At 59.9% G+C, this 26,805-nt stretch carries 41 protein-coding genes and 3 tRNA genes; 20 read left to right on the plus strand and 24 right to left on the minus strand.

Features of this window, described 5'->3' with window-relative positions; genetic code table 11:
* Nucleotides 1-2: 2 nt before the first annotated feature.
* The 6 genes from FHX10_RS16505 to gloA form a co-directional block, all read right to left on the minus strand.
* Complete coding sequence (locus tag FHX10_RS16505; protein WP_047614872.1) at nucleotides 3-1,979, minus strand: hypothetical protein; 1,977 nt, start codon at nucleotides 1,977-1,979, stop codon at nucleotides 3-5.
* Nucleotides 1,980-2,233: 254 nt separating this feature from the next.
* A tRNA-Glu gene (locus FHX10_RS16510) sits at nucleotides 2,234-2,308 on the minus strand.
* 177 nt (nucleotides 2,309-2,485) lie between these two features.
* Nucleotides 2,486-2,560: transfer RNA gene (locus tag FHX10_RS16515), tRNA-Glu, on the minus strand.
* A gap of 74 nt (nucleotides 2,561-2,634) precedes the next feature.
* A tRNA-Glu gene (locus FHX10_RS16520) sits at nucleotides 2,635-2,709 on the minus strand.
* Nucleotides 2,710-2,907: 198 nt separating this feature from the next.
* Nucleotides 2,908-3,975 (minus strand): YcbK family protein, encoded by a 1,068-nt coding sequence (locus FHX10_RS16525; RefSeq protein ID WP_097545494.1) that lies wholly within the window; start codon nucleotides 3,973-3,975, stop codon nucleotides 2,908-2,910.
* A gap of 166 nt (nucleotides 3,976-4,141) precedes the next feature.
* A complete protein-coding gene (gene gloA / locus FHX10_RS16530) occupies nucleotides 4,142-4,582 on the minus strand; it encodes a lactoylglutathione lyase (protein WP_047614874.1) in 441 nt (146 codons plus the stop codon).
* A gap of 195 nt (nucleotides 4,583-4,777) precedes the next feature.
* Between gloA and FHX10_RS16535 the strand changes: the two genes are divergently transcribed.
* Complete coding sequence (locus FHX10_RS16535) at nucleotides 4,778-5,356, plus strand: cold-shock protein (protein WP_012757289.1); 579 nt, start codon at nucleotides 4,778-4,780, stop codon at nucleotides 5,354-5,356.
* Between the two features lies 1 nt (nucleotide 5,357).
* Nucleotides 5,358-5,846: a DUF192 domain-containing protein gene (locus FHX10_RS16540; RefSeq protein WP_063475491.1), complete on the plus strand. Its 489-nt coding sequence runs from the start codon at nucleotides 5,358-5,360 to the stop codon at nucleotides 5,844-5,846.
* Between the two features lie 203 nt (nucleotides 5,847-6,049).
* On the opposite strand, the gene FHX10_RS16545 is transcribed toward FHX10_RS16540, so the two are convergent.
* From FHX10_RS16545 to FHX10_RS16615, 15 genes are all read right to left on the minus strand, one after another.
* A complete protein-coding gene (locus tag FHX10_RS16545) occupies nucleotides 6,050-7,024 on the minus strand; it encodes a hypothetical protein (RefSeq protein ID WP_184389700.1) in 975 nt (324 codons plus the stop codon).
* A gap of 44 nt (nucleotides 7,025-7,068) precedes the next feature.
* Nucleotides 7,069-7,515 (minus strand): hypothetical protein, encoded by a 447-nt coding sequence (locus FHX10_RS16550; RefSeq protein ID WP_184389701.1) that lies wholly within the window; start codon nucleotides 7,513-7,515, stop codon nucleotides 7,069-7,071.
* Nucleotides 7,515-7,862: an HNH endonuclease gene (locus FHX10_RS16555; protein ID WP_184389702.1), complete on the minus strand. Its 348-nt coding sequence runs from the start codon at nucleotides 7,860-7,862 to the stop codon at nucleotides 7,515-7,517. Before FHX10_RS16555 ends, FHX10_RS16550 begins: the two co-directional genes overlap by 1 nt.
* Nucleotides 7,863-8,076: 214 nt before the next feature.
* A complete protein-coding gene (locus tag FHX10_RS16560; RefSeq protein WP_184389704.1) occupies nucleotides 8,077-8,265 on the minus strand; it encodes a hypothetical protein in 189 nt (62 codons plus the stop codon).
* Entirely contained in the window at nucleotides 8,262-8,702 is a 441-nt protein-coding gene (locus FHX10_RS16565) for a hypothetical protein (protein ID WP_184389705.1), read from the minus strand. The genes FHX10_RS16560 and FHX10_RS16565 overlap by 4 nt, the downstream gene beginning before the upstream one ends.
* On the minus strand, nucleotides 8,699-8,968 hold the full coding sequence (locus tag FHX10_RS16570; RefSeq protein ID WP_184389708.1) for a hypothetical protein: 270 nt from the start codon (nucleotides 8,966-8,968) through the stop codon (nucleotides 8,699-8,701). Before FHX10_RS16570 ends, FHX10_RS16565 begins: the two co-directional genes overlap by 4 nt.
* Nucleotides 8,965-9,267 (minus strand): hypothetical protein, encoded by a 303-nt coding sequence (locus FHX10_RS16575; RefSeq protein WP_184389710.1) that lies wholly within the window; start codon nucleotides 9,265-9,267, stop codon nucleotides 8,965-8,967. Before FHX10_RS16575 ends, FHX10_RS16570 begins: the two co-directional genes overlap by 4 nt.
* Nucleotides 9,264-9,719: a hypothetical protein gene (locus FHX10_RS16580; RefSeq protein WP_184389714.1), complete on the minus strand. Its 456-nt coding sequence runs from the start codon at nucleotides 9,717-9,719 to the stop codon at nucleotides 9,264-9,266. Before FHX10_RS16580 ends, FHX10_RS16575 begins: the two co-directional genes overlap by 4 nt.
* A 3-nt stretch (nucleotides 9,720-9,722) precedes the next feature.
* Entirely contained in the window at nucleotides 9,723-10,682 is a 960-nt protein-coding gene (locus FHX10_RS16585; protein WP_184389716.1) for a recombinase RecT, read from the minus strand.
* Between the two features lie 9 nt (nucleotides 10,683-10,691).
* A complete protein-coding gene (locus tag FHX10_RS16590; protein WP_246781234.1) occupies nucleotides 10,692-11,024 on the minus strand; it encodes a hypothetical protein in 333 nt (110 codons plus the stop codon).
* Nucleotides 11,021-12,031 (minus strand): hypothetical protein, encoded by a 1,011-nt coding sequence (locus FHX10_RS16595; protein ID WP_184389718.1) that lies wholly within the window; start codon nucleotides 12,029-12,031, stop codon nucleotides 11,021-11,023. The genes FHX10_RS16590 and FHX10_RS16595 overlap by 4 nt, the downstream gene beginning before the upstream one ends.
* Complete coding sequence (locus tag FHX10_RS16600) at nucleotides 12,019-12,237, minus strand: hypothetical protein (RefSeq protein ID WP_184389721.1); 219 nt, start codon at nucleotides 12,235-12,237, stop codon at nucleotides 12,019-12,021. The genes FHX10_RS16595 and FHX10_RS16600 overlap by 13 nt, the downstream gene beginning before the upstream one ends.
* The gene (locus FHX10_RS16605) at nucleotides 12,237-12,497 is read right to left on the minus strand and encodes a hypothetical protein (RefSeq protein WP_184389723.1); all 261 of its coding nucleotides are present in this window, start codon (nucleotides 12,495-12,497) and stop codon (nucleotides 12,237-12,239) included. Before FHX10_RS16605 ends, FHX10_RS16600 begins: the two co-directional genes overlap by 1 nt.
* Nucleotides 12,490-12,711, minus strand: coding sequence for a hypothetical protein (locus tag FHX10_RS16610; RefSeq protein WP_184389724.1), 222 nt, complete (start codon nucleotides 12,709-12,711; stop codon nucleotides 12,490-12,492). The genes FHX10_RS16605 and FHX10_RS16610 overlap by 8 nt, the downstream gene beginning before the upstream one ends.
* A gap of 10 nt (nucleotides 12,712-12,721) precedes the next feature.
* Entirely contained in the window at nucleotides 12,722-12,985 is a 264-nt protein-coding gene (locus tag FHX10_RS16615) for a hypothetical protein (RefSeq protein WP_184389726.1), read from the minus strand.
* 397 nt (nucleotides 12,986-13,382) lie between these two features.
* Between FHX10_RS16615 and FHX10_RS16620 the strand changes: the two genes are divergently transcribed.
* Nucleotides 13,383-13,691 carry a hypothetical protein gene (locus FHX10_RS16620; RefSeq protein WP_184389729.1) on the plus strand — a complete coding sequence of 103 codons (309 nt, stop codon included), beginning with the start codon at nucleotides 13,383-13,385 and terminating at the stop codon, nucleotides 13,689-13,691.
* A gap of 3 nt (nucleotides 13,692-13,694) precedes the next feature.
* Here the strand turns inward: FHX10_RS16620 and FHX10_RS16625 are convergent, their stop codons facing one another.
* The 3 genes from FHX10_RS16625 to FHX10_RS16635 form a co-directional block, all read right to left on the minus strand.
* Complete coding sequence (locus FHX10_RS16625; protein ID WP_184389731.1) at nucleotides 13,695-14,285, minus strand: PIN domain-containing protein; 591 nt, start codon at nucleotides 14,283-14,285, stop codon at nucleotides 13,695-13,697.
* A 2-nt stretch (nucleotides 14,286-14,287) separates the two neighbouring features.
* A complete protein-coding gene (locus FHX10_RS16630) occupies nucleotides 14,288-14,743 on the minus strand; it encodes an excisionase family DNA-binding protein (protein WP_184389733.1) in 456 nt (151 codons plus the stop codon).
* A 132-nt stretch (nucleotides 14,744-14,875) separates the two neighbouring features.
* Nucleotides 14,876-15,610, minus strand: a complete 735-nt coding sequence (locus FHX10_RS16635) for a LexA family transcriptional regulator (RefSeq protein ID WP_184389736.1) — start codon at nucleotides 15,608-15,610, stop codon at nucleotides 14,876-14,878.
* Between the two features lie 217 nt (nucleotides 15,611-15,827).
* Between FHX10_RS16635 and FHX10_RS16640 the strand changes: the two genes are divergently transcribed.
* From FHX10_RS16640 to FHX10_RS16720, 17 genes are all read left to right on the plus strand, one after another.
* Complete coding sequence (locus FHX10_RS16640) at nucleotides 15,828-16,772, plus strand: GapR family DNA-binding domain-containing protein (RefSeq protein WP_246781235.1); 945 nt, start codon at nucleotides 15,828-15,830, stop codon at nucleotides 16,770-16,772.
* Entirely contained in the window at nucleotides 16,769-17,089 is a 321-nt protein-coding gene (locus tag FHX10_RS16645) for a hypothetical protein (protein WP_184389738.1), read from the plus strand. The genes FHX10_RS16640 and FHX10_RS16645 overlap by 4 nt, the downstream gene beginning before the upstream one ends.
* Complete coding sequence (locus FHX10_RS16650) at nucleotides 17,086-17,262, plus strand: hypothetical protein (RefSeq protein ID WP_184389740.1); 177 nt, start codon at nucleotides 17,086-17,088, stop codon at nucleotides 17,260-17,262. Before FHX10_RS16645 ends, FHX10_RS16650 begins: the two co-directional genes overlap by 4 nt.
* Complete coding sequence (locus tag FHX10_RS16655) at nucleotides 17,259-17,417, plus strand: hypothetical protein (RefSeq protein ID WP_184389742.1); 159 nt, start codon at nucleotides 17,259-17,261, stop codon at nucleotides 17,415-17,417. Before FHX10_RS16650 ends, FHX10_RS16655 begins: the two co-directional genes overlap by 4 nt.
* Nucleotides 17,418-17,638: 221 nt before the next feature.
* On the plus strand, nucleotides 17,639-18,145 hold the full coding sequence (locus tag FHX10_RS16660; RefSeq protein WP_409527292.1) for a hypothetical protein: 507 nt from the start codon (nucleotides 17,639-17,641) through the stop codon (nucleotides 18,143-18,145).
* Between the two features lie 41 nt (nucleotides 18,146-18,186).
* Nucleotides 18,187-20,433 carry a DNA cytosine methyltransferase gene (locus FHX10_RS16665; protein WP_409527293.1) on the plus strand — a complete coding sequence of 749 codons (2,247 nt, stop codon included), beginning with the start codon at nucleotides 18,187-18,189 and terminating at the stop codon, nucleotides 20,431-20,433.
* Nucleotides 20,430-21,821 carry a helicase-related protein gene (locus tag FHX10_RS16670; protein WP_184389744.1) on the plus strand — a complete coding sequence of 464 codons (1,392 nt, stop codon included), beginning with the start codon at nucleotides 20,430-20,432 and terminating at the stop codon, nucleotides 21,819-21,821. Before FHX10_RS16665 ends, FHX10_RS16670 begins: the two co-directional genes overlap by 4 nt.
* Nucleotides 21,818-22,792: a DNA methyltransferase gene (locus FHX10_RS16675; protein WP_184389747.1), complete on the plus strand. Its 975-nt coding sequence runs from the start codon at nucleotides 21,818-21,820 to the stop codon at nucleotides 22,790-22,792. The genes FHX10_RS16670 and FHX10_RS16675 overlap by 4 nt, the downstream gene beginning before the upstream one ends.
* Nucleotides 22,789-22,998: a hypothetical protein gene (locus FHX10_RS16680; protein ID WP_184389748.1), complete on the plus strand. Its 210-nt coding sequence runs from the start codon at nucleotides 22,789-22,791 to the stop codon at nucleotides 22,996-22,998. The genes FHX10_RS16675 and FHX10_RS16680 overlap by 4 nt, the downstream gene beginning before the upstream one ends.
* On the plus strand, nucleotides 22,995-23,252 hold the full coding sequence (locus FHX10_RS16685) for a hypothetical protein (RefSeq protein WP_184389751.1): 258 nt from the start codon (nucleotides 22,995-22,997) through the stop codon (nucleotides 23,250-23,252). Before FHX10_RS16680 ends, FHX10_RS16685 begins: the two co-directional genes overlap by 4 nt.
* On the plus strand, nucleotides 23,249-23,404 hold the full coding sequence (locus FHX10_RS16690) for a hypothetical protein (protein WP_184389753.1): 156 nt from the start codon (nucleotides 23,249-23,251) through the stop codon (nucleotides 23,402-23,404). Before FHX10_RS16685 ends, FHX10_RS16690 begins: the two co-directional genes overlap by 4 nt.
* Entirely contained in the window at nucleotides 23,401-24,198 is a 798-nt protein-coding gene (locus tag FHX10_RS16695) for a hypothetical protein (protein WP_184389756.1), read from the plus strand. Before FHX10_RS16690 ends, FHX10_RS16695 begins: the two co-directional genes overlap by 4 nt.
* The gene (locus tag FHX10_RS16700; RefSeq protein ID WP_184389758.1) at nucleotides 24,195-24,569 is read left to right on the plus strand and encodes a DUF1064 domain-containing protein; all 375 of its coding nucleotides are present in this window, start codon (nucleotides 24,195-24,197) and stop codon (nucleotides 24,567-24,569) included. The genes FHX10_RS16695 and FHX10_RS16700 overlap by 4 nt, the downstream gene beginning before the upstream one ends.
* Nucleotides 24,566-25,054, plus strand: coding sequence for an HNH endonuclease (locus FHX10_RS16705; RefSeq protein ID WP_184389760.1), 489 nt, complete (start codon nucleotides 24,566-24,568; stop codon nucleotides 25,052-25,054). Before FHX10_RS16700 ends, FHX10_RS16705 begins: the two co-directional genes overlap by 4 nt.
* Nucleotides 25,051-25,803: a hypothetical protein gene (locus FHX10_RS35170; RefSeq protein WP_246781237.1), complete on the plus strand. Its 753-nt coding sequence runs from the start codon at nucleotides 25,051-25,053 to the stop codon at nucleotides 25,801-25,803. The genes FHX10_RS16705 and FHX10_RS35170 overlap by 4 nt, the downstream gene beginning before the upstream one ends.
* Entirely contained in the window at nucleotides 25,800-26,333 is a 534-nt protein-coding gene (locus FHX10_RS16715) for a helix-turn-helix domain-containing protein (protein ID WP_184389763.1), read from the plus strand. The genes FHX10_RS35170 and FHX10_RS16715 overlap by 4 nt, the downstream gene beginning before the upstream one ends.
* On the plus strand, nucleotides 26,330-26,794 hold the full coding sequence (locus FHX10_RS16720; RefSeq protein ID WP_184389766.1) for a hypothetical protein: 465 nt from the start codon (nucleotides 26,330-26,332) through the stop codon (nucleotides 26,792-26,794). The genes FHX10_RS16715 and FHX10_RS16720 overlap by 4 nt, the downstream gene beginning before the upstream one ends.
* Nucleotides 26,795-26,805 lie beyond the last annotated feature (11 nt).

The raw sequence follows: 26,805 nt of genomic DNA on the forward strand, positions 1-26,805 counted from the left end.
CATCAGCTGCCGGCGGTCATGACACTCATCAGCATCTCCGCTTGCGACCGGCTCTTCATGGCCGCAAAGCCCTTCGCGGCGATGGAATCGCGCTCGGCGGCATCTGCGATCAGCTTATGGCAGCGCTCGATCATCTTGTCATAGGGCTCGACCGCCAGGCCGCCGCTGAAGGGCTGGAGATCCGGGTCGCGGATATCGCCTTCGGTCAGCACGCAGACGCGATTGGCGAGCAGATAGGAAATGCGCACGATCTCGAAGACGCCGCTCGTATAATGATGGATGTTGATGACGATCTTGGAACGGGCAATCGCCGCGTCGCGTTCCGCACCATAGATGTTGAAGAGGTGCGCGACCTTGAGTCCGCCTTGCTCCAGTGTCTTCAGGATATGGTGGCGGCGTTCGTTCATCGAGCCGTAGAAGAGCACGTCGATATCTTTGACGGGGGCGTGCTGTATCTGGCTGAGGCAGCGGCTATAGCCGACCTCGAGCACGCCGGCATGATCAATGCCCTTGGCGGCGAGATTTTCCCGGTTGCGCGGGCTGTAGTCGAGAACCGGAAGCGACTTCAGGATCGAGGTGTAGCGCGAATTGATCCAGATGCTTTCTTCCGACACCTGCTCGAGATTGATGACGACGCTGTCCTGCGGCAGATGGCCGACGATCTCGGCGGGGAGAAGATTGCCGCCGTAGATGATCGGCGCGCGGCCGGCGAACGCATTCATGTCGCGGACGATCGGTGCCGAGCCGCCGAGTTCCTCGAAGGCGCCCTGCAGGCCGAGCGCGACTTCGTCGAAGGCGTGGCTGTGACTGTAGTTGGCCGGCGTCACGATCCAGATGCAATGACGGTCCTTGTGCGCCTGCCATCCGCCGGCAAAGGGCTGCAACGGGTTGCGGAGCGGCTGCTCGATCTTCGGAGCGGCTGGCATAGCGGGCCTTTCGGTCCGTACCGGCTGTTGCGGCGCCGCAGAGGCGCCTGAAGCCTGCGAAGCATAGGCGCGCATCAATTCGCGGCCGCCGATGAATTGGCCGCGCGGCATCCAGGCGGGCGGATCATCAGTCCCCCAGATCAGATGCGGCTGCTTGATGAGCGGCTGGCGGCCTTCCTGCCACGAGGTCAGGAGAGCCTGGTCACGGCTGCGCAGAAAGGCTTCCTTGGTGGTGAAAAGACCATGCAGCATACGGCCGAGGCGGACACCGAACTTCCATTCGAAATCGGCAACGGTCGGTACGAAGGCGGCGATCTTCAATCCGGCGGCGGCAGCCTGCTGGACATAAAGCCCGAGCAGACGTTCGATCACGAAGGGGCGCATCTTGGCGTTGGCATCGCGTGAATAGTGAGCCTCACCGGCATAGGCGGTGCCCGCCGGCGTGCCGACGCGCGCTTGATTTTCGAGCGATTCGAGAATGCGTTCGCAAAAGGCGAAATAGCCGGACCAGAATTTCCGGTTGCCGCAGAAATAGTTGCAGAACATGAAGGCAGTCTTGTCCTGCGGCGGCGCAATCGGATAGCCGAGTTCCTGGATATGCAGGAAGATCGGCTCCATGCCGGGATGGCCGCCAAGCAGCGAATGTTCCCAAACGTTGCTGTAAATCGCCGCGTGGCCGATCAGCGGATTGTAAAGATAGGCGTCCGCACCTTCGGCCCTGGCTTTTTCCGCCTCGGTGACAAAGGACGGGAAGCTGGTCACCGATTTCATCTCGAATTTGCTCGAGAGCAGCCCCCAGAACACGTCGTCACCGAGGCCGATCGCCTCGTGATGCTGATGCAGGATGTGGAAGAGCTCATATTCGCGGGTTGTCGCCTGCGTATTGAACGAGATGTCGAGCGGCACGGCAGCCGCGTCGAGTTGGCTGCGCTGCGAAGGATCGAGATAGGGCTGATAGACGATGACCGATCCCGTGCCGGCCGCTTTTTCCGTGAGAAGCGCCAGATCAGGAAGACCGGCCGGCAGAGCGGAAATGGGCTGATTGATCGTCAAGGCATCGTCCTTCGTGCATGGCCGCCGTCTCCATGATTCACGAAACGGCATTCGGGCTGGTTTGGTGCCTGACTATTGGACGTGAAGCTTGCGCCACACTGTTGGCAGGAATTTCGCTAGACCAGAGAGCGGTTGATCGGCGCTCCGAATGAGCGAGCGCGAATGCCACGCGAGGCTTGCGCAAGGGGAGGGACGAGCGGCAGATAAAGCCGCTGATCTGGCCCGAATAACCGGCTGAATGTCTGAGAGAAAAGTGGCACGCCCTAGGGGAGTCGAACCCCTCTTCCCAGAATGAAAATCTGGTGTCCTAACCGATAGACGAAGGGCGCTTCCTTCGTGGTGGCGCCCTTATAGTCAGCACCTTCGAAGGCCGCAAGCGCCAAGGCGTGAAAAAATCATCGTTTTCGCCGATTTTTTTCGGCTGTGGAAAAACCTTGTATCGTCAGGCGACGGAGACGGGAAAGAGGGGCCGGCGGGCTGATTTAGACGCGTTTGCGCAAACCCGGTGGTACGCCCTAGGGGAGTCGAACCCCTCTTTACAGAATGAGAATCTGTCGTCCTAACCGATAGACGAAGGGCGCAGGCAACTTTACTGAAATAGGAATGCGCGCCGGCTTATGCAAGCGGGTGCGGTCGCTTCGATATGGAGAGAAAGTGGCACGCCCTAGGGGAGTCGAACCCCTCTTCCCAGAATGAAAATCTGGTGTCCTAACCGATAGACGAAGGGCGCTTCCTTCGTGGTGGCGCCCTTATAGTCAGGCGTTTTGAATCCCGCAAGCGGAATTGCGGTTTTTCTTTCAAAAAAATGACAAGAAATCCGAGGGCGTTCGAAAAGCCGATTATTGAAGCTGAATCAATAGGCTGTTGGCCGTTTCTTTAACGAGACGAGGCGGTGCTTCCGTAACGTAATGCGCAAATCGCGCGGCCGTCAGATCGCTCTTGCGGTCGTTATCGGCGCGCGTTTGCCGCCGCAGCCCCAGTTCCAGTCACGGGTTTTGCCGGTGTCGAGATGGACCGAATCCGTATGGCAATAGGTGCCGACGCCGCCGCGGTTCGGGAGCGAACGGATATAGGCGGCGATATCCCATTTCGTTACGCCGTCGATCTGGATGTCGGCCGCCTCGCAGCTCTTGTGCATCGATTCGTCGGCGCCACCGACCAGGCGGTTGTGCTCTTCGTCGCGGTAGCCTGACGTGACAATAACCGGCCGGCCGAAATGGTTTTCGACCGTCTTGATCACTTTCAGCAGGTCGGGCTTGAAGCAGCCGACCTCGACCTTGTCGTTCTGCACATGCAGGCCATTCGGCGCGATACGCGTCATGCCGGGCAGGGCGGCCTTTTGCAGCAGGCCGGAAAGACTGCCGAGCAGGTTCTGCTTCGGCGCGCTGTAGAGCGCATTCATCGTCGAGGTCGGAATGCTGCCCGTGGCGAGCGACGCTGTTTGAACTGGCGCAAGCTGGGTGCTGTTGTTCTGTGAGGATTGCTGCGGCAGCACCGGCTCCGCCGGCGGCTGCGGCACGTATGGCTGGCTGTAGACGCTGCTTCGCGCGGGTGCCGCCCCTTGCACCGGCGTATAGGCCTGCGGCTGGATGACGGTTGACGTGCTGTTGTTTTGCGGCGCCGGCTGATGATCGGAAAAAATGCTCATCGCCTGCGCGTTGATCCGGGTCGACTGCAGGACGAGCCCGCCGATATTGGCAGGTGCTGTGCTCGCCGGATCGGCCGGCGGGACGGCGGCATTCGGATCCTGCGCGACGAGCTGAGGCGCGGCCTGGGCGCCGGAGACGTTGACGAGTCGAGGGTCCGTGTAGCCCGAACGAGGGACAGAGCCTGCGGGCGCTACCGTGGCAAGCTGAGGGACTGTGGCCGACGCTGCCGGAGCAACTGCGGCGGAATCGAGCGCCTTCTTGTCCGACGCGCAGCCGGACAGCGCCAGCACCGAGGTGGCGATCAGCAAAGCGCCTGTCACGGGCATCCGCATCTGCATGTTACGCAAGCGAGCAGTCTCCAGTTGATGCGGAAAATGGGCATAAACGCCGCCTTCCGCTTCGAGTCATCGGGAGATTGCCTGCGGGGCCGGATCGCGGCAAGCGGCAAGGCGCCGGCCGGACCCGAAATCGCAAAAGCCGCAAGTTTCGCAAAAGCCTTGCGGCGAAAAACCCTTACCAGGCGCCGGTATTGCCCATCGAGGCCCAGGGTTCGGCGGGCGGAAGCGGGCTGCCTTTCTGCAGGATTTCGATCGAGATGCCGTCGGGCGAGCGCACGAAGGCCATGTTCCCATCGCGCGGCGGCCGGTTGATGGTGATGCCATTGTCCATCAACTTCTGGCAGATCGCATAAATATCGTCGACCTCATAAGCGAGGTGGCCGAAATTGCGTCCTCCGCTATAATCCTCTGTATCCCAGTTGTAAGTCAGTTCGAGGCAGGGAGCTTTTTCGTTGCGTGCACGGTCGAGATCGTCGCGAGCGGCCAGGAAAACCAGGGTGAAGCGGCCCTTTTCGTTTTCGTGGCGGCGAATCTCCTCCAACCCGAACAGCGTGGTGTAAAAGGCGAGCGAGGCATCCAGGTCTTTCACCCGTACCATTGTGTGGAGATAACGCATTCTATCTACTCCTTTATTGGGGCTGGCTTTTTTCAGCAAGCCGAGGTCAGCTTCGGGCAAGTCAACTTTATAAAATGTGCAGCTGGGAATAACCGAAAACTAGGACTTGCGCTTATCCGTTACCAAGATGTTAATCTTGATTTCAAGAATCAGTTAACCGTAACAGTGTGACGCGTATTCGAGGGGCTGGCGACAATGGCTGACAGGATTTCATCGAACGAATACTCCGATCTCGACGAGCTATCAGGAGAGGCGGTCGATCTTGTTGAAATCACCGGCGTCGTCAAGTGGTTCGACGTCGCCAAGGGTTTCGGCTTTATCGTACCCGACAACGGCATGCAGGATGTTCTCCTGCACGTGACCTGTTTGCGCCGCGACGGTTACCAGACCATCCTCGAGGGAACGCGCATCGTCGCCCTCATCCAGCGCCGCGAGCGCGGCTACCAGGCTTTCAAGATCCTCTCTATGGACCAGTCGACCGCGGTTCATCCGTCGCAGCTGCCGCCTGTGCGCACCCATGTGCAGGTCACCGCTACGAGCGGGCTCGAGCGTGCGCTGGTCAAATGGTTCAACCGCACCAAGGGCTTCGGCTTCCTGACGCGCGGCGAGGGCACGGAAGATATCTTCGTGCATATGGAGACGCTCCGTCGCTTCGGCCTGACGGAACTGCGTCCCGGCCAGGTGGTGCTTGTCCGCTTCGGCGACGGCGAAAAGGGCCTGATGGCCGCAGAGATCCATCCTGATGTTCCGAGCCCGGCAAGCCGGTCGCACTGACATGCGTGGCCTGTCCCTGTTTCATGCCATCCGAAGCGCCATCCTGGCGCTTTTTTTCATGGCTGCGCTGCCGGCCTTGGCCGAGGAGCAGATGCGGTTCGACAAGGAGCCGCTGCTCATCCAGACCGCCGCGGGCAAGGTGCTGCATTTCACCGTAGAGATCGCCTCTACCCCCGATCAGCGCGCCCGCGGGCTGATGTTTCGCAAGACGATGGCCGATGATGCCGGCATGATCTTCGATTTCGACGAGCCGCGGCGCGTCACCATGTGGATGGAAAACACCATTCTGCCGCTCGACATGCTCTTTGCCGACGACACCGGCACGATCCGCCACATCAAGGAAAACGCAAAGCCCTATTCGCGCGATATCATCGATTCGATGGGCGAGGTGAAATACGTCGTCGAACTCAATGCAGGCGTCGTCGCCAAGCTTGGAATCAAGTCCGGCGACAGGATCGTCAGCGCCACGACGACAAGCAAGGCGAAGTGACGGCGGCAGGGTCGCGCGCAGGCGGCTGCGAGGGAATTCAGGAATATCAGGATATTGAATGGTCGGAGTGGAGAGATTCGAACTCCCGACCCTCTGGTCCCAAACCACCTTTTTTGGAACCGACTTCCGGCAATTCAGGGAGAAAAGGCTGGGAACAACCAGGAACGTCCGGGGAACATCCGGGTTTTTCTCTCACGGTGCTCTCACGGATTTCCGCCATCGATTACCCGCACCTTGCCATTGGCTTTTGTGCGCGGCGCAAACAGTTGGCGCTTCGTGTGTCGTTGCAGCTTCGTGATGATTTCTTCGGTCGCTCGCATCGGCTGCTCAAGATAGTCCGGGTCAAACTTCTCGTACCAGTCGGTGGTTGACGACCCCTCGCTGACCTTGTGGCCGAGCCACTTCGAGCGCTGCTCTCTGGACACAGGGAAGGAGGCGCGACGCATATTCGTCGCCATGAAGTGCCGCAGGGTGTAGCAGGTCATTTCCGGCATATCGAGGCCCACGTCGATGATCGTGCCGTCTTCCGCGACGGTCGGCTTGCCGAGCTTGTTTAGGCGCTTCTCCACGGTGTCCTGATACTGCCGGACCGGACGATCGTCCCCCCAGTGTTCCAACCAGGCGGCGAGGTTTGTGGTCGCTCGAATGACCGGACGGCGCTTTTTGGTCTGGCGCCTGCCAACAGGGTTCAAGTCGAGTGTCCCGAACTCCTGGTTCCACTGCTTCGAGATGCGGAGGTCGAATATCGCTTCGTTTCGAGCGCACGTGTTGAGTGCGATGATGACGTAGCGGAAATCATCCTCTTCCTCGATCGCGTCCATCCATCGCCCCAGATCCTGGAACGTCGGGATATATTCGCGGCCGGTCGAGACCGACCCTCCGATGTGCTCGGCGATTTCTTCCTGATTGCAAAATATGGAGACTGGCGCGTCAAGTAACTGCACCTCGTGCTCTTCGCCAGCTATCATGATGATCTGCGGAACAGCGGCATAATTTATGGCAGCTCGCACGGAGATCATATAGGTCATAATCGATTTCGCGCTGAGTTCTTCCTCTCGCGCCATGTGCGCCCACACGCGGCGCTGGTTCGTCCTTGTCAAATCCGCGACCGTCGGTAACGGCATAAACGTCAGTAGTGCCTGCAGAACGAGTTGGGCCGCGCGGCGGGCGGCGGCCATTTGACTATAGCCCTTCGGCTCCGCGTAGTGATCCTTATAATGGGCTAGGACGTCGGCGAGACTGACGTGGCTTGGCGCTTTGCTTGATTCCGGCGCACGCCCGAGGAGCTCGATGAGTTCGTCTTTGGCTTCCCGAAGATCGACTGCATTGAGAGCTTTTCTCTTAACACGTCGGCTTCCGTCCTCGTACCAGTAGCGGTAGAAGCCGGGTCGCCCTGGCTCTTGCCCAATCCATTGGTCGCGATATTCGAAGAGGCCTCGCTGTCCTCGGTCCTTCCGCATGTCATTTCCTTATCCAAGGCAGCCGACAGATCCGATTTCGGATAGACCGTCTTGCCGTCCTTGCCTTTAAAGCACCGAATCGTCTCCTCGCGAAGCCACCGGTTCAGGATTTGTGCGCTTAGGAACGGATATCGATCGAGCACCTGATCATGGGTGATAAGGTCGTCGATAGAGATCGGTGTGAAGCGGCTGGTCATGACGTCGCCCATCAGACATCCCTCGTCTTCCTGAAACCGCCGCCGCGGATCTTCGCTTTCGATTGAGGCCAGATGCCGAGGTGCTTCTTGCGGACGCGGTCGGCCTTGGCCTGCTCCGTCTGTTCTTCGCCCGATTTCACGCGATGCGGCTGCTTTAAGACCGGCTGCAGATTGCTCTCGCGATGCTCGCCACCGCGCCACAAGGCCTTGATGTGATCGAGGTCCCACGCTTCGCCGGCCAGGATCTTCCGGCCGGAAAGCTGGCAGACGCCGCCGAACTTTTCGAAGACGCGCAGCCGGACGCGTGGCGGGATCGCGTCATCGTCGGTCTTGCCAATCCATTCCGGAACCGCTCTCATGGCGTACCCCCAAACGGTCTGACGACTATCCGCGTTGTTCGGCAGCCTGCCTGATAAGCTCGCCTCCAGCCCTGCATGTCCGTATCGCCGGGGCGCTTCCACATCGCTCCGACTTTGATGCAGACCTCTTTGCGGGTGCTGCTGGCAGTGTGGACAAGGATGAAAGGGCGCGGCTTTCCATTGCTCCAATAGGCGCCCCAGCCGTAATCTTCCATCAAGCGCGCCTCCGGAACCACGGCATGAAAAGGCCGATGATCGACTTGCGCGTCGGTCGCTGGGCTGACTTGGCCTCAGCGATCTCTCGGTTGAGCTGTTCAACCGTGGCGGCGATCTTCTCCCGGGTGGCGATGGTGCTGGGCCGGGCGCTGGGATGCTTGCGAAGGTATTCGGCTGCAGTTCTCATGCAGCCTCCCGCCCGAGCGCTTTGAGCAGCTCTTCGCCGCTAGTGACGATGTGGTTTGCCATCAAAGCCATCAGCTCGGGCTCTTCGCCGTCGTGAGTCCAGATGATCAGGCGCTTGCCGCGACCGGCAAACCAGCCGCCTTCGAGGTGCGCAGAGCGGCCGCAAGGCAGAAGAAGGACGCAAGTGTCAGCCCATTCCATGCCCCGGAAATCATTGAGGTAGCCGCGTGAGGCGATCGGGTGCGTGGTTAGCAGATCGCGATATTGCTTTGCCTTCCAATCCATCCAATCCGGGTCGATCTCCGACCAAGCGAAGCCCTTCACGCCATTCGGCGGGTTGCGGAAATCGTAGACCTCATGACCGGCTTCGCGGAGCATCGTGACGGCATCGGGCTGGTAAGGGTTGCGCCACGAGGAGGCGAGGTAGATGCGGCTCATGAGTTTACTCCATTGGATTTCGCCATCAGCCGCTCAAGCGGCGACAGGTGTTGCTCGACGGCCTTTGTCTTCGGCGGCAGGCCGAACTTTTCGAGGTACTTTCGGGAGTGCTTCGCCCAGACCTTCTTGCCCCAACTCGTTGAGGCGAACTCCCAAGGGCGAGCGGCGCGCAAGGCTTTCTTGCGGGTGGCGAGGTCAGCATCGGCCGGCAGGTTGCGATGAACCTCGCCTATGACGCTGGACGCGGTTTTCTGCCAGTCGATCATGCTGGCACCGCCTGGCGGCGAGCAACAAGCTCGCAAATCTGGTCGGGCCAAATCCACCAGACCGGGAAAGCACCTTCCTCCTCAGCGCGCCGGAAGTCGCCGCCGTTGGTCACGCGACGGCCGAAGCTGTCGAAGCACATGGCGGTGAAGTGGTGGCCGCGCCAGCCCTTCGTCTCGCCGTGCTCGGTGTTGTTGTATTGCGGATGGCGAGTGAGCCATGAACGCGCCTTGTTCACCCATTCCTGATGGCTGGTGAACTGCTGGCCTTCGAAGGGCGGAGCGATACGCTTCTCGGTCATGCGGCGCTCCTCTTCAAGTCTTCGGGATTGGTGAGGATCAGGCCCTGCTCGGAATAGTGCCGGTGGACCGTGTCGAGATAGATCATCTTCTGGCGCGTCGTCATGATCCTAGTGACCCCAAAGTCGAACGGCACCATCATCAGCTTGAGCTTGTGCTCGTAGGGCAGCGGCATGATCACGGCGTCGTATTCGGCCTTGAACACGTCGTTCTCGTTCCGAAGGATCGGCACGCCGAAATGCAGCTTGCAGTATCCCCGGACCTCTTCCGGGGACTGGTCGCCCAGCTGGGCGGAGACCTCCAGCATCCATAGGCGCTGAAGCCGGTTCTGGTCGCCAGTCCGGTGTTTCCCGTCGGTGATGCTGCAGGTGAAGGGCATCGTCTTGCCCATGATGTACTTGACCAGCATCTCGCGGGCCTGCTCGGTATCGACGATGCGGTTGTTGGTGGACATGGCTCACCCCGCGTTCAGCGACGAGATCTGCGCGAGGCGGCGCGTCTTGATGGCAAACGCCGCTTCGATCATGTCGTCGTGACCTTCCGTCTCAAGCACGGCAGGCGCGTCGAAGTCGTTCCAGATCTCCTCGACGTCGGCCTCGTCCTTCGCGCCGGCCAACGACGATTCGATCTCATCGAGGAAATCGCCGAGCACGAACTCGGCCTGGTCGACAGGCTTTTCAGCTTCGGCTTCGATCGTCTTTGCAGACGGAGGCGCCGGCGGCTTCGGAGGCTTTGGCGGCGTCGGCTTGTTCTCGGCAGCCGCCGGCGGGGTGATGTCGCGCATCTCCTCAGCCTCGGCGATCTCGCGCACCTCGAACTCGTCGCGGATGCCGCCGAGGACGTCGCCGAAGAGTTCGCGAAGGCAGTAGCCAGCCGCGCGCCATGCCAGCATGCGCTGCGGGAAGCGGTACCAGGGACTATCGTTCGGCTTCTCTTCGTTCTTTTTGTCCCACTTGTTCCACTTCACGACGACGGCCTTCGTCTGCCACAGACCGGCCCGTTCGGCGTCGGCCTGCGAGAACTCGACCCGCTTGTCTTCTCCTGTGTCGCTCCGCTTCGCCTCGCAAAATCCGACCATCTTGCCGCCGCGCTCTTCGCAGCCGGTCCGGAGATAGGAGACCTTGCCGGACATGCGGACGACGTTGATCAGGCCGTCACCATAGAGCGCCGGCTTGCCGTTGATGACGGTGAAACTGCGGAGGCTGACCATCGGCTTGAGGCCAAGCTCGGCGCCGGACATGATAGCAACCGCAACGGCTGCTGCTGCATCATCGCCCTCAAGCTTGCTGATCAGCGCCGCCGGAGCGAGGCCAGAAGCGCACACGGCGCGCGAGATGCGCATGGTCTCTTCGAATGTCTGCGGCACGATGGCGAGGACATTGCCGCCGCCGGTGAGTGCTGGAACGTGACTGTTCATGATCTTCTCCTAGCGGTCGACGTCGTCGAAGATCGATCGGTTGCCCTTTTCATCGAGCATCGTGCGGTCTTCGGAGAACATGCGCTGTCCATTGGGGTATTTGGCCGCACGCTCTTCGTCGGTGCGGAGGTCTTCGACGGGGCGAAGGGCGGCAACTGCAGCCATTTCGGATTCTGTCTTGATCTCAACGATCTTGACCTTCGCCTCGCCGCGCTTGGTCGGCACATAGATGCGCTGTCCAACCTCGACGGGGAAATCGGCGAAATAGTCGTAAGTCTTGTCTGCCTTCTCCCAAGAGAACTTGACGGCGACGATCGTGCGGGTGGTTGCCTCGGTCATCATGCGGCCCTCTGTTCGGAGCGGATCGCCATGCCGGCCAGCTCGACGCCGGAGCGCGCGGCACGGTTTGCAAGCGTGTCGACGACTTCCTTGATTTCAGGCCGATCCTTCAGCGCCATAAGCAGCGCATCGAAATCAGTGATCTCGGCGAAGACGAAGGTGCGGAGAGAGACCTTGGCGCCGGTCCGGCCAGCGGACGCGTTGCGGGCCTGGGCGTCGCGCTCGGCTTGGGCCGCCTGCTGAGCAAGCCGCTCAGCCTCGGCGATGGCGTTATTCTGCGCAGCGATGGACGCCGCATCGTTGTCGTTTCGCGCCGCGGCTTTCTCTGCCGCGACACGTGCGGCATCGGCTTCGCGCTGGATGCGCTCGGCTTCCGCCCGGGCCGCAGCCTGGCGCTCGCGCTCCTTGCGCGCCTCCTCCTGCAGGAAGGCGTCCATGTGCCGCTTCAGCTTCTTGCTGATGGCGTCTGGCTCTTCTTTAAGTTCGCGCCACTTGTTGTCGACGTTGCGGCCGGCATCGAGATGCGGCTGCTTTTCGACCTTGTGCAGGTCGGTGGCCTTCTTCGCGATCGTCGAGAGCCGTTTCGACCAGATCGCGGCGCGGTCAGCTTCGGCCTGCGTCGTGATCGGCTTCTTCATGAAGGCCTCGGCCTGCTCGCGCTCGGCGGCGAACTCGATCTGCAGCGCTTCGAAGGGATCATCCGGAAGGTTGTGCCCGATGGCAGGGGTTTCCGGCTCATCATCCCAGCCGCCGCCATCGGCCGCCTTGGTATAGGCCTCGTAGGTGATCGGGTTCCGGCAGCACCACGTCCAGATATCGGAGGCATCGACCTGGCGATCGCCGCGCATGGCGTGCCATTTGCCGTCTTCGAACCAGATGGCGACCGGCTCCCACGGCTTGTCCTTGAAGCGGGTGCGGTAATAGCCCTGCTGCGGATCGCCATCGTGTATCGGGCCGACGCTGCCGGCGAGGGCGTTCTGCCACCACGCCCATACATTCACTTCTGCCATGTGATCTGCTCCTGATTGATGACGGCGCCGGCCTTGAGGCTCTGCTCAGTCGGCGCGATAGCGATGAAGGTGAGGACGCCGAAGGCGGCCATGGCGAGGATGAGGGTGACGGCCTTGTTGACCGCGCCGGTAAGGCGGACGTGCTCTTCGAGGACTGGCGCTGCGCGCTTGTTGATCTCAGTGAGACGGGCTTGGATGTCGGTCATCACTCTTCGCCCCGCGTCGTCTTAAGCACGGATGCCGCAGCGTCGAGCGCCGCAGTCGCGCACCTCGGGCAAAGGTCGATGAAGTCCAGATTCTCCTTGCCGCCGTAGCTGTCGGCCGAGCGAGAACCTTCAATTTTCAGCGAGCCCCAGTCGCGGGGCTTCTTGAACGACTTGCTTGTGTAGGAGCCTTCCTGATGCTTATCGACCGTCAGGCCGCAGTTGTCGCAGGAGATGCGCGGGGTGATGCTGACGTCAGCCATTGAGGCGCACTCCCTGAACGAGTGCGGACTGAAGCGCCGGAACCTCGCCGCGATAGTCAGCGGTGCGAGCGTTCGGCTGCTTCCCCCAGCCCGAATTTTCCTTGAGGCGCTCAACTTCCATCCGGTCGAGAGAAACCAACTGGTCTTGGACCGAGTCCAAGAGGTCGAGAGCTTCGAAGAGCATGTTGCGGAGGGTGGAGGAGGAAGTGGTCATGGTCCCGTCCTCACGAATAGATCTGGTCAGCATCGGTGACGCCGAGGATTTCGCGGGCATAGCGGTAGTGGCCGTCGACCTGAGAGCGATAGCCCTTCATGAAAGACGGGCCTTTGATGGTGTTCTTCGGGGCGTTCATGTTCTCGAAGCCGAGAGCGCCGCTGCGCTGAGCTTCGATCGCCATGTAGGCGTCGCAGTCGGCGAGGGTGCGGGCTGCATTCCAGCGAGCGTCGCGCTTGCTCTGCTCAGTCTCGATGTTGCGGAAGTGCTGCATTCCATCCTCGCGCCGTGGCGTTTCGTTGATGGATTGAACGTACGTTATGTACGATGCATGGTCAAGTACATTTTGTACGATATTGAGGTGTGAAGAAACTTTTTCATCCGGCGAGAATCGATTCGACTCTTAATGCAGCTTCTGCTTTCATGGGAACGAAAGGAGAACATGATGGGTCTAGCAGCGTTGAGGTCGTCAGCCTGGTTCACGCTCCACATCAGGTGCGAGAACTGCATGAGAGACAGCGAAAAGGTGGTTCAGATGCCAACCGGCGACGATGTTCCGCGAGACGCGGAAGAGCTGATCGAGAGCGTTTATTTGGAAAGTATCCCATTCCGATGCCAGCCCTGCGGAAGCGTAATCGGCCGGCTAGTCGGGATCACAGGAGGTAATGCGTATGGCTACTGAGAGAGAAGTTCTGGAATTCATCATTGTCCCGCCGTTCGAGCAGCGGGCAGAAGTCTCGGCCGCTAAGGAGCGGTTCGAGAATTACCTCGGCAATCGGTTCCCAGGGTACCGGTTCAGGGTCGGGCCATTCGCGCCGGTAGGCGACGAAGAGGAGTTTGCTGTCCTGCCAGTCATGAATTTTTCCGGCGATGACGGGAGGACCTACATGTGCACGTCGCCGAAGCGGTGGTTTTTGCAGGAGGTAGCCCAGGCGTGCAGAGAGTTCGACCTGCGCGGGCTAAAGCACTTTGCAGCCTGACTGTCAGATTGAGTTGATGTACGGCTTTAGGACGTCAACCGTTTCGATCAAACCGCGAGCTTCCATTTCCAGCAATAGCTGGTCAGCAGTAAGTTCAGGCTTCTTGAAGCGAGCGCGCATGCGCTGAATCGCATTTACCGCTTTTCCCGGGTCGAGCGCGAAAGTATCAGCCAAGAAAGAGTCGGCGGATCTTGCTTCTAAATTCAGAGACCTTAGAGCGGTCGCGGGGAAATCTTTCAAATTCTCGGTGACAATTAGGGCCGCCTGCGTTTTCAAGGCTGCAGCCACCACATGGGCATCATTTGGGTCGGGAAGTCCGGCGCAACTTGGAAGGTATGCGTCGTAGTCGGAGACTAAGGCGTCCTCAAATGCCGCCTCCATATTCCTCCTGGCTCGTTCGCCACGCTCTCGTGCGTCGATCAAGCCTTTTCCTTCAAGCATTTTCTGAATTGCGACTTGCGTCTCATCCAAAATCTTCTCCGACCACCGGAGGCGGAAAAACTCCGCCTCCGCTAGTGTGAGTAAAAGGTTTCGACGTAAGGTATCAGCAAGAGTACACGCATCAACCAGCGCGGTGAATCTGTTGGCGAACAAAGTTACAGAATCTCCGCATCCATTTCAGCGAGGTCATCCAGAGCCTTGCTACGCTTCGCATCGCGAGCTTTCTTGTAGGCAAATAGATGATCCGCTTTAATTCGCCTGTGTCTCCCGACTAAACTGTGCTCTATTTCGCCTTTCTCTAGCAGGGCGACAAGGAAAGGCCTGGACACGTTAAGTATATCGGCCGCCTGCTGCGTTGTGAGCATTTGACTTACGGGCACCAGTGTAACTGCATCCCCGCGGCCAATATGGCGAAGGAGATCCATCAGCAAACTTGCGATAGCTGGTGTTAGAGTGACTTCTACCGGTTCTTTCGTTTCGTCATCTAGGAGACGAAGTTTGGTACCGGTTGCGTGAGCTGCTAGGACTTTTCGAAGTTGGTTAGCGCTGGCCTTTTCCATTGCTGACGGTAGGCGCCCACCCAACTCTTGTGCGGATGCTGGAACGGTCATCGGATTCTCTCTTGGTTGGCTATTAACAGATAATCTGAATTCGCGTTATTCGCAATAAACGAAATAATCGAAACTAATGAAAGTTCCGTTGACATCAGACTAAATTGAAAAACCGGGAATGATTCACCGCAATTAAAACCCCGGCATCTCATTCATTACGCGTCGGACAAGCGCAATGACCTGGACGCTCACGCCGTCATCTGCATCGTGATCGCGTTGGATGACAATCGGCTTGTGCTTCGGGTTAGTCGACCGCGGATGGAACTCCGCCCGGTCCGGGAAAAGCTCTAATTGCTTTACCGACCATTCGCGAAAATGCCCGCTGTCCCGTGTCCGTTCCACAACAACAACCATCCCTGATCGCAGCTCGACCAGGTGCTCGACATCCTCATACGATATGCAGACGAGGCGGTCGCCGGGAAAGATCGGGCGAGGGCGGAGATCATTCATGCTATCGCCGCTGCAATCGAAGATCAGCTGGCGGGCGTTCGGAAACTTTTCGTCACGCGGGAGCATGATCTCCACTGCGTCAGACTGATCGAACTCATCGACCTCACGAAATGTTCCTGCCTCGACGACGCCGGCGACCCGGCCGGCTACCATCCCGATCCTGCTCAGCGTGATCTCGCTCGGGACAGTCGTTACTTCGTATTCGCCGCCGTCGCCAAACAGGATCCAACCAGCCTTCACCCCGAAGAGTTCGCCGTATTTCTCAGCGGCCTTCTTTGAGATTGCGCGATTGCCGTTTTCGTTGCTGATCAGGGTGTTCTTATTGATATCGCGCGGGAACGCGTTCGCCGCGTCGGTAGGGGTCTGAAACCCAGCTGCCTCCCGGGCGCGCCTCAATCTGTCCTTCGGTAATTCCATTCGTACATTATGGCCGAAAAATATCGTGCAATGTGTACGATTTCAGCTTGCGCAATCTTCGTACCTTTTGTACGATGGCTATCATGAGCAAAACACCTTCTTCCATTTCAGCGCTGATTGACGAGTGGGAAACCATCGGCGAATTCGCGACTGACGTCGGCTGCGGATACGAGGCAGCGCGCCAGATGAGGCTTCGCGAAAGCATTTCGCCGCGGCATTGGGACGGCGTTATTGCCGCGGCCGATCGCAAAAAGATCAAAGGTGTCGACTGGCAGTGGCTCGCATCGAGGCACACCTCGACGAGGAAGGCGGTGTCGGCATGACCGCTGAGGGCCAGATCAAATCCTTCTTCCAGCGCTGGGAAACGCTCGAAGCCGAGAAACAGCAGGTATCCGACCTGATGAAGGATCTCTTCGCGGAAGCCAAGGGATTCGGCTACGACACGAAGGCTCTGCGAGCTGCTTTCCGCCTCAAGGCCAAGCAGGATCTCGACAGTCTGGCTGATGCCGAGTTTGAGGCGATCGTCGACACATACATGTCGGCTCTGAACGCTCCGACTGTTCAGGCGCGCGATGCGCGGATGCGCGCACGAGAAAAGATTGAAGAATTTGACCCAATCACGGGCGAGTTCGTCGAACAGGCGGTGAACGCCAAGCTGGTCGCCACGGTCGCGACAGGCATGCAGACCGAGACCGGCCGCAAGGCGCTGATCGCTGCTGTCGACATCATGATCGCCCGCGAAGAGGCGGAAGAACAGAATGCACCAAGGCCCTCGGAAAACGACAAGCCATGCTCGAAGGCGGTTCCGCAAGACAAGCCTTCCCCAGCCGGCATAGGGAGCGAGTTGCTTGCGGGTCGTGAGGGCCGCCACGAAGGGGAGGCGGCTTCGGCCGACCTCCCGCCCAATTCCGAGATCGATCCGAACGAGGATCGCGCAGAAGGCCACAGCCTCGACGGAAACGCCGACGCCAACGCAGGAGGCGATCATGTAACCGCTCAAGAAGTTCGCGCCGCAACGGCCGGAGCTCTCGTCAAACCGGCTCCGGCCACAAAACCACTGCGGCCTCATTGCCGGAACCCAGGCGAGCACTGCGGTGGATATGGCAGCAATCATTGCCATTCCTGCCTTCGCGCGGCCAAGGAAGTCGAGGTGGCGGCATGATCACGGCACCGCACATCAAATCCCGGTCCGATCTCACGGCCATGATCATCGACTTCACCGCAAACGGCGGCAAGGTTCGAGAATTCAAGCGCGGCTTCACCAGCGATTGGGGCTACCTGCGGGATCTGCTCCAGGGCTACGGCTACGAGGTGAAGATCGACAAATCCTTCTACATCGTCCGCAAGATCGGTGAGAAAGGACGCCCGAAGCGTCTGGGCCGGACCGCTGCAATCAGCGCGATCGACAAGGTTCTCGTCGCCCACGGCCATCAGCCTTTCATGATCAGCAAGCACGAATTTTTGGAGGCACGTCCATGACAGTCGCCATCGATGCCGCACGCCGCGTTCAGAAGCAGGCCGTTCGCTTTGCGACGTTTCACCGCTGCCCTGCATGCTCTCAGGTCCTCTCCATCGTCGAAATCATTGAGCGCCATTGCGAGCGCTGTGACGCCGCGATCACGCCGAAGGAAATCAGGGAGAGGGCGGCATGAGCACTTTTATCGGACATCTCGGACTGGCGCTCATCGTCGGCGCCTTCTTCCTCTGCACCGCAGTGGCTCTCTCCTCCGCGCGCAACTCGGGCAGCATCAGCCGGGAAGAGGAAGTTGAACGCTACAAGAGCCGACACCCCGCGAATTCAATTTGATGAGCTCACCCCCAAGGCTCGTCACAGCTGGTCCCGGTCATCCTCCCGAGCGCCGGGACCAGCGACCCTTATTCGGATCCGCTTATTCGCCAGTCGCATGACGACGGCTTGAACGACAGATCCGAGGTCTTCGAAATTTGCAGGTGGCGACGGCGGATCGCCACCTGCGGCAGAGCCGGACGCGGCGGAAGTGTCGGCTCTGCGGAATGGAATGACTGCGGTTGGCCCAGGCGGACCGGAGACCAAGGGCGAAAGCCCGGCAAGGCCTCGACCTTGGTCTTTTTCATCATCTCTCCGGTGCATCTGGAAGCTCCTACTCAACAAGGAGACTGATCGCACAGGAGACCGACAAGGTGTTGTCAAACAAAGACAAGGAATTGGCAAACAGGGCCAAGGTCATGACTGACGCTTTTTACGCACAAAACCTTTTGAGAGAGGCCTTTCCGGAGAGCCGTTACGGCTCGGTCAAGGGAGCGATATTCGCGGCATATCGCTTCGTCCGTCCGAAGGTCTCGAAAGAACTGACGCCGAGAAGAATTCGATCGATCCGGGAGGGGACAGCCCGCCGGATCGATGCCGAGGAAATGGAAGCGCTCAAGGCAGCGATCATCGAGGAGGCCCACCGTGAGCAACAGGAATTACGCGCCCGTCTGGCTGCGCTGGACAAAAAGGTTGCCGCTTTCAGCGAGAGCGTGGCTGGCCGCTCGGTGGCGGGCGCGGGCGAATAAATGGGCCGATCGGGCCGAATGGATCATGGGGGACTGAAGGAATGATGCATAACAGCGGACCGATGATCGTTGACAGCTTCGCAGGTGGCGGCGGTGCGTCGACCGGTATCGAGATGGCTCTTGGCCGCTCGCCCGACATCGCAATCAACCACAACGCCGATGCGCTGGCTCTTCACGCCGCCAACCATCCCGAGACGCTCCATCTCTCCGAGAATATCTTCAAGGTTGACCCGCTGGACCATGTCGCCGGGAAACACGTCGGTCTCGCCTGGTTCTCTCCCGACTGCAAGCACTTCTCCAAGGCAAAGGGCGGCAAACCTGTCGAGCGCAATATCCGCGACCTGGCTTGGATCATCGTCCTTTGGGCAGAGCGCGCCAAGCCAGACGTCATCATCATGGAGAACGTCGAGGAGTGGAAGGAATGGGGGCCGCTCATCGAAACCCCACGCGGGCTGATGCCTTGCCCTGACAGCCGTGGCCAGACGTTCCAGAAGTGGTGCAAGGCGATGAAGCGGGCAGGATATAAGCTGCAGCACCGCGAATTGCGCGCCTGCGACTATGGCGCACCGACCATCCGCAAGCGGCTCTTCGTCGTCGCTCGTCGAGATGGCCAGCCGATCGTCTGGCCGGAGCCGACGCACGGCGCGCCAACCGACCGCGACGTCATCTCAGGAAAGAAGCAGCCGTGGCGCACCGCCGCGGAGATCATCGACTGGTCTTTGCCTTGCCCGTCGATCTTCGACACATCGAGCGAGATCATGGCCAAGCTAGGCCTCCGAGCTATTCGCCCGCTCGCCGATGCCACGATGGCGCGAGTTGCCCGCGGCACGAAGCGGTATGTTCTCGATGCTGCGCGGCCGTTCCTCGTTCAGACTGGCTATGGCGAGCGCAAGGGGCAGGAACCGCGCTGCCTGGATGGCGATGCTCCGCTCGGTACCGTCGTCGCCGGCGGCGTCAAGCATGCGGTCATCTCGCCTTCCGTTACGCGCTTCAACACAGGAGCGACCGGAAGCTCCATGGATGAGCCGGCCCCGACCGTTACGGCAAACAGTTATATCAAGAAGCCAGGTGGCGCCGCGCCGCTGGGAGTGATCGCCCCGAGCCTCTCGGCATTCTATGGCCCTGGCGCCGGTGGGCAGGATCGCTCAGCCAGCGCCGAGGAGCCGGTTCGCGTCGTCACGACAGAGAACCGTCACGCCGTCGTCGCGCCGCACCTCATGACGATGCGGAACTCTGGAAAGCCGTTCAACGGAGCGGACGAGCCGGCGCATACGATCACGGCCGGCGGCGCTGGTCTATCCGTTGTCGCACCGGTGCTCACCTATGCCCAGCAGGGCGGCGCGAACCGCTCGGTCGAGGATCCGCACCACACCATCACCGCGAGCAAGAAAGACCAGAATTCGGTCATCGTGCCAAACCTCATGAGCATGAAAGGCAGTGACCGCCGGGACAGCGCGGCAGATGCGCCTCATCCGACCATCCTTGCAGGCGGCGGCCACTCTGCGGTCATCGTCCCCACGCTTGTCGGATGCGGCGGCCGAGCAGGTCAAAGCCGTCCGCGCGGTGGTGATGAGCCCTTGGCGACGGTCACCGCCAAGGCCGATGTCTGCACGGCAGCCGTCTTCGTTGCTCAGCACAACAATGACAGTCGGCGCATCGGCGGGGTCAATCCGGGCCGGGCGGCTGATGAGCCGATATCGACCGTAACCTCGACCGGCGCGCAGCAAGGCCTGGTCTCTGCTTTCGTGTCTCGTCAGTTCGGCGCGAGCATCGGCCACGGGATCGAAGAGCCGTCGGCCACGATCACCGCGGGCGTGAACAAGTCGGCGATCGTCGCGCCGCACCTACATGCCTATTACGGGTCCGACCAGGACACACCCGAAGACGAACCTTTTCACACGATCACGACCAAGCCCCGGTTCAGTCATGTTGAGGCGGCGATCAGCGCGCCGCCGTTCACCGAAGATCAGCACGCCCGGGCGCGGGAAGTTGCGGAGTTCCTGCGCTCATATGGCTTCTGGGATGATCGCGAGTTCGTCACCCTGACGATAGGCGACGCCGAGTTCGTCATCGTCGATATCGGCATGCGGATGCTTACGCCGCGCGAGCTCTATTCGGCGCAGGGATTCCCGGCCGATTACCAGATTGATGCTGACGCCAACGGCCGCCCGTTCCCGAAGAATGTCCAGGTGTCGTGCGTCGGCAATTCCGTTTCGCCGCCGGTCGCTGCTGCAATCGTCGCGGCGAACTGCAATCACCTCGTCGAATATCGCGAGGCGGCCGAATGACCGACGCATATGCTGAATTCCTCGCCCGAAAGCAGATCACCGATCCGTCGACGGGCATTACCCGGCGCATCGATCTGCCGGAATACCTGAAGCCACATCAGCACGATATCACGGCTTGGGCGCTACGCCGAGGCCGATCGGCGATCTTCGCCGGCACTGGTCTCGGCAAAACCCTGATGGAACTCGTATGGGCAAAGGAAGTGGCGATTGAGACGCGCCGCCCTGTTCTGATCCTCGCGCCGTTGGCGGTCAGCCATCAGCATGTTCGCGAGGGCAATAAGTTTGGGATCTCTGCCACCGTCGTATCGGCACCGTCGAGCGAGACGATCGATATCACCAACTACCAGAAGGTCGATCGCTTTGACCTGTCTGAATTCGGCGGCGTGGCGCTCGATGAAAGCTCGATCCTCAAGAACACGGACGGCAAGTATCGGAACCAGCTGATTGCCGACTGCGCATCTATACCGTTCCGCCTGGCCGCAACAGCGACACCAGCTCCGAACGATTTCATGGAGCTTGGCAATCACGCGGAGTTCCTCGGCGTCATGTCCTATACCGACATGCTGTCGACCTTCTTCACCCATGACGGCGGCGACACTCAAAAGTGGCGCCTCAAAGGTCACGCCGAGTCCGAGTTCTGGAAGTGGATGGCGTCGTGGGCTGTGATGCTCCGCATGCCTTCGGATCTTGGCTACGACAATACCGGCTACGATCTTCCGCCGCTCAGGTACCATCAGCACACGGTGAGCGTTGACTATGCCCCAAGCATGGAAACCGGCCTCCTTTTCCCGATGGAAGCCAGGACCATGCAAGAGCGCCTTGCCGCACGTCGCGATAGCGTCGAGGAGCGCGTCGAGCTTGCCGCGTCCATGACGCCGGCAGGAAAGCCCTTCGTCTGGTGGTGCAACCTCAACAGTGAAGCCGAAGCGCTCACCAAGGCGATACCCGGCGCCGTCAATCTGCACGGTGGCCTCAAGGACATCGAAAAAGAGCGCATCCTGCTCGATTTCAGCGATGGCAAGATCGAAAAGCTGATCACCAAAGCATCGCTGGCAGGGTTCGGCATGAACTGGCAGCACTGCGCCGACACCGGTTTCGTTGGTCTCAATGACAGCTACGAGCAGCTCTATCAGGCTGTCCGCCGATTCTGGCGCTTCGGTCAGACGAAGCCGGTCCACGCCCACATCATCGCTTCGGAGATGGAAGGCGCAACCGTTGCCAATATCCGCCGCAAGGATCACGACGCCGAGCGGATGGCGGCCGCGATGGTGATGCACATGGCCGACCTTTCGAGCCAAGAGGTCCGCGGCATGGTCCGCGATCGACCAGACTACAACCCTCAAATCCCCATGTCCGTACCGGCTTGGCTGACGGGAGAAGCAGCATGAACATCAACGCAGTGGAGCAGGTCGTCACCGATCGTTATGCAATTTACCAAGGGGACAGCTGCGAGCTGATCCGGGGCATCCCAAGCGATACCATTCATTTTGGCATCCATTCGCCGCCGTTCGAAGGCCTCTACAAGTTCAGCAATTCCGATCGGGATATCTCGAACAACAACACCGATGGTTTCTGGACCCATTACCAGTTCCTGATCCAGGAGCTTCTTCGCGTAACGATGCCTGGCCGCATTCATGCCGTTCACTGCATGCAACTGCCTACCTCGAAGATCAGGCACGGACATATCGGCATGCGAGACTTCCGGGGTGAGATCGTGCGCGCCTACGAGGACGCCGGCTGGATCTTCCATTCGGAAGTCTGCATCTGGAAAGACCCGGTGGTCGCGCAGCAGCGCACCAAGTCGATCCGGCTGCTTCACAAGCAGATCACCAAGGACAGCACCATCAGCGGGCAGGGGCTTGCCGATTACATGCTGATGTTCCGCAAGCCAGGCGACAATCCCGAGCCGGTCGACGGCATGTTTGACCGCTATGTCGGTTTCGGCAATGAGCCAGTCAGCGTCGATAGTCGCATCGCATCCGGGAAGTCGACGGCGGATGCTGAGAAGTGGTTCTCGATCGAGGTGTGGCAGCGCTACGCTTCTCCGGTCTGGATGGACATCAACCAGACGCGCACCCTCCAGTATCGTGCCGGTCGCGACGAGAAAGACGAACAGCACATATCGCCCCTGCAGCTAGACGTGATCGAGCGCTGCATTGAGCTATGGAGCAATCCTGGCGACGTGGTCCTGACGCCGTTCCTGGGCATAGGCAGTGAAGTATATTGCGCGGTTGCTGCCGGGCGAAGAGGCGTCGGCTTTGAGCTCAAGCCCACGTACTTCCGTCAGGCGGTTCGAAATATTTCGGAGCTCGATGAGGCGAAGACGGTCAACATCTTTGCCATGGACGGTGCGGCATGACGCGCAAGCCCGCCGATGTCATCGCCCACAATCTCCGCGAAATCCGCCAAGATAAGATCCTGACAGTCGATGCCAACGGCGCCAAGCGTTCTCAAGAGTGGCGCGAACGCTATGCCAGGCACATCGAGGCGCTGGGCGATGCGATTGAAGGTTTCGACAATCTCGCCCGCGCCCAAGCTGAAAAGCAGAATGGCGGTGCGGCATGAACCGCGTCGTCATGAACATGGACGCTCGAGGCTGCTGGACGATCTATAGCGACGAGCCAATCGAATTCTTCTGCGTCAACGACCACTGCCCTGACGACCGCGTCTATCAGATGGATGTGGAGGTCGGCGTCGAAAAGGTGCGTGACCAGCTCGGCAACGATCCGGTCGGGCACAAGAACGACACCAACGTTTTTGGCAACGGGTATGGCCCGCGCAAACCGCCGTCAAAGCGAAAGCTGAAGGTGGTGAAATGACCTTCCTCGAAGCCTATGCCCTCCATGGTCCCGACGTCGAGCGTATAGCCGAAGCCCTCGGCATCACGCCACCAGAAGCCGATCGCCTGATTAACGATGAGATGGAGCGCCGGTACCAGAAGCGCGTCCAGATTGATCGGAGGCGCGCATGACAGACATCCTCCCAAAGATTGAAACCGCCGCGAAGGTCAGTTCGAAGGATGTCAAGGCAGCAATCGCGAGCATGTTCGCGCCGCCGGCGTTTCAAACATTCTTCGAGGTATCGAACGCGACCGGCTATGGCATCAAGAGCTATGCCGATGCCGTAGCCATGGGGGTCTGGCCGTCGACTGGGCACGAGATCCACGGCTTCGAGGTCAAGGTAAGCCGATCGGATTTCCTCAACGAGATGAAGAACCCCGAGAAGGCTATGCCGATCATGCAATATTGCCATCGGTGGTCACTCGTGTGCCCGGCCAACATGGTGAAGCCGGACGAGGTTCCTGCGACCTGGGGCATTTATTGGTTCAAAGACGGCGCGATCCGCAAGGCGCGTCAAGCTCCAATGCTGGAAGCCCGACCGCTCACGCCAGCTTTCGTTGCATCTGTGGTGCGCCGATCAGGCGAGCGTGACGTCGCAGCCATAAGCCAGGCCGTGAACGAAGCTCGCGAGCGCTGGGACAAGGATCGCAAGAACCAGATTGAGGCAGAGGTAGCGCGTCGCGCTGGCAGCCGGGACGCAGCTTTGAAGCTCCTGCAGGCGATGGAAGCCCAATACGGTCATGAGCTTAATAGCTGGGACATTGATAGCCTCTGCAAGGCTGTGGCTGTCGCGGCGAAGCTTGGCCTCCATGAGAGCTGGTCGAGCCCGGTCTCGCTGCTGCAGATGATCGAGGACACGGGGAACCGCGTCCGTAAGGTTTTAACCGAAACCGGCATCGAACTTCCGAAGAGGAAGAACGGATGACAGAGATCATGACCCGCGAGGAATATCGCGCCGCCGTCGCGAAGCCCAAGCGCGGCAACAAATTCGGCGCCAAGAAGACGATGTTCGAAGGCTTTCTTTTCGACAGCAAGCGCGAGGCAGAGGTCTACCGCGATCTGAAGCTGCTTGAACGCGCCGGCCGGATCTCCGGATTCGAGCGGCAGCGGAAATTCGAGCTGATCGTCAACGGCAATATTATCGGCACATACCGGGCCGACTTTGCCTTCATCGATCACGACCAGGACGACAGGTTCCGCGTCGTCGACGTCAAGGGCGTCGTCACCCGAGATTTCAAACGCGTCCAGAAGATTATCAAGGCGATCTACAACGTCGACGTCGAGGTGTGGAAATGAGCAACCGCGCCTGGATGCCTCTCCACATCGATCTCTACGTGGCGCATACGCTCGACCTCTCGACCGTCGAGCACGGCGCGCTCTTGCTCTTGATCATGAAAAATCGCTGGAAAGGTGGTTTGCCGGCCGACCAGGAACTCGTCCGCCGTTGGGCCAAGCTGACGCCGGCCCAATGGGCGAACAGCAAGGATCGGCTCCTATCTTTCTTCGACGCCGCCGGAGGAAGATATAGCCTTGCGGACAAGATTTGCGGCGCTGGTGCTCGCCGGCGCGCACCGATCGCGCTGCGCCGAGCTGTGCTGGAGCGAGATGGCGAGGTTTGCGCTTACTGCAGAACCACCTATGGACCGTTCCACGTAGACCACAAAGAACCTTGGTCGTTAGGCGGCAAGCACGAGCTCGATAACCTCTGCGTCGCCTGCGAGCCGTGCAATCTGGCTAAGAGCGATATCCCCTATGCCGAATGGATGGAGATCATCCAATGAACGACTGGTTCCGCTCTTGGCATGGCGCGCCCACCGATCCGAAGTGGCTTGGAATTGCTCGACGCGCCGGCGTTGCACCGGGTATCGCCGTCGCTGTCGCATGGGCTCTAATGGACCGTGCTTCGCAGGCATCCGATCGCGGATCGATCAAGGGCTATGACGCCGAAGGACTGGCGTATTTCTATGGCTGCGAGCCGGAGCAGGTCGAGGCCATCGTCGCAGCAATGGCCGATAAGGGCATGATCACCGACGGTCGTTTCACTAGTTGGGAAAAGCGGCAGCCGAAGCGGGAAGACGGCGCGGCCGAACGCGCCAGAGAGTGGCGCGAACGCAAACGAACGCAAGCGAACGCATCTGCAACAACAGATACAGAGACAGATACAGATCCTTCGGAAGACGCGAGGGAGCCTGAGATCGATCCTGATTTCGAAAGATTTTGGGATGCCTACCCGAACAAGACCGGCAGGCCTTCGGCGGAGAAAGCATTCTCCCAAGCCATCAAGCGCGCCAGCTTCGACGAAATCATGACCGGTGTCAGCGCCTATGCCGCGAAGACTGACGACCGTCAGTGGTGCTCGCCGGTCCGGTGGCTATCCGACGACCGCTGGAAGGACCAGCCGGCAAAGCCTCCCGACAAGCCGCCAGCGCCAAAGCCGGGCACGAACGGCCTATCCCACCTGCAAAAATTTCAATCCCGAGAAGAGTACCTAGCCGCCGAAAAGGCGCGAGCAGAACGGAGTTTCAGATGAGTGTCGCAGCCAGAGAGTTCACAAGTGCCGCAGAGATGCTTAGCCACGCGGCAGTCGTTCACGCCCGTTTGCTCAAGCCACTGACGGGCCCTGTCGCGAAGGTAGAAGCGGCACCGGTTCCGACCGTTCAACCTATCCGCAGGTTTTTCGCAAAGCAGCTTCCAGCCTGGGAAAGCGGTCTTCTCACGTTTGACGCTCATGTCGTCGCTTATCGCGTTGCCCTGTCCATCAGCTCCTTTTCGATCAGCGGCGTTGTTCGCTCGCCGAATTGGGAACTGCCAAAGATCCGTCGCTCGATCAGGGACATCGTGCTTGAGGTTCTGGAGAACTTCCCAGGAATCACTATCGACAATGTCCAGAGCCATCGCCGGACGCGGGATGTTATCGATCCAAGGCAGGAGGCGATGTTCGAGGTCTATATGCAGCGGCCGGATCTTTCCCTGCCAATGATCGGACGCTGGTTCCGACGAGACCACACGACCGTTCTCCACGCCGTCGGCAAGATCAAAGCCAAGAGAGGTATCGCATGACCCGTCTCGCTCGCGTCGACATGGATGCCGTCGCCCCGCTCTATCCGAGCGACAAGGTCGCCGGCCGGGTAGCGGCAAGGGGAGAGCATTTCGATTGGGAGCCAAACCAGGCTACCAAGATCCATTCCGCTGATCCGCTTGCCGTCCGGCGCCCGACCGAAGACGAACTGTCGCGGCCAGACTATGTCGATCTGACGGGCGCAAGGCTCGGCCGGCTGACGGTGATGGGTGTCGCCGCAGAGATCATAGGCAACGGCCAGAAGTGGGTCGTGCGCTGCGTCTGCGGTTCATACGAGACCCGCAAGGCCAGGTACATCAAAGCATGTGTCGCCGGCAACAATCCGGGCAGCAGCGATCCGATGTGCGATGCCTGCGGCTACACCCGCAAGCTTCAGCTTGGATATCACAACCCGAAGAAGGCAGCCGCAGCTGCCGAGGCGATCCAGAACTGCATTCGATAACCGAGCGGCGG

It is taken from the genome of Rhizobium sp. BK591 (assembly GCF_014195045.1).
Taxonomy (GTDB): Bacteria; Pseudomonadota; Alphaproteobacteria; order Rhizobiales; family Rhizobiaceae; genus Rhizobium; species Rhizobium anhuiense.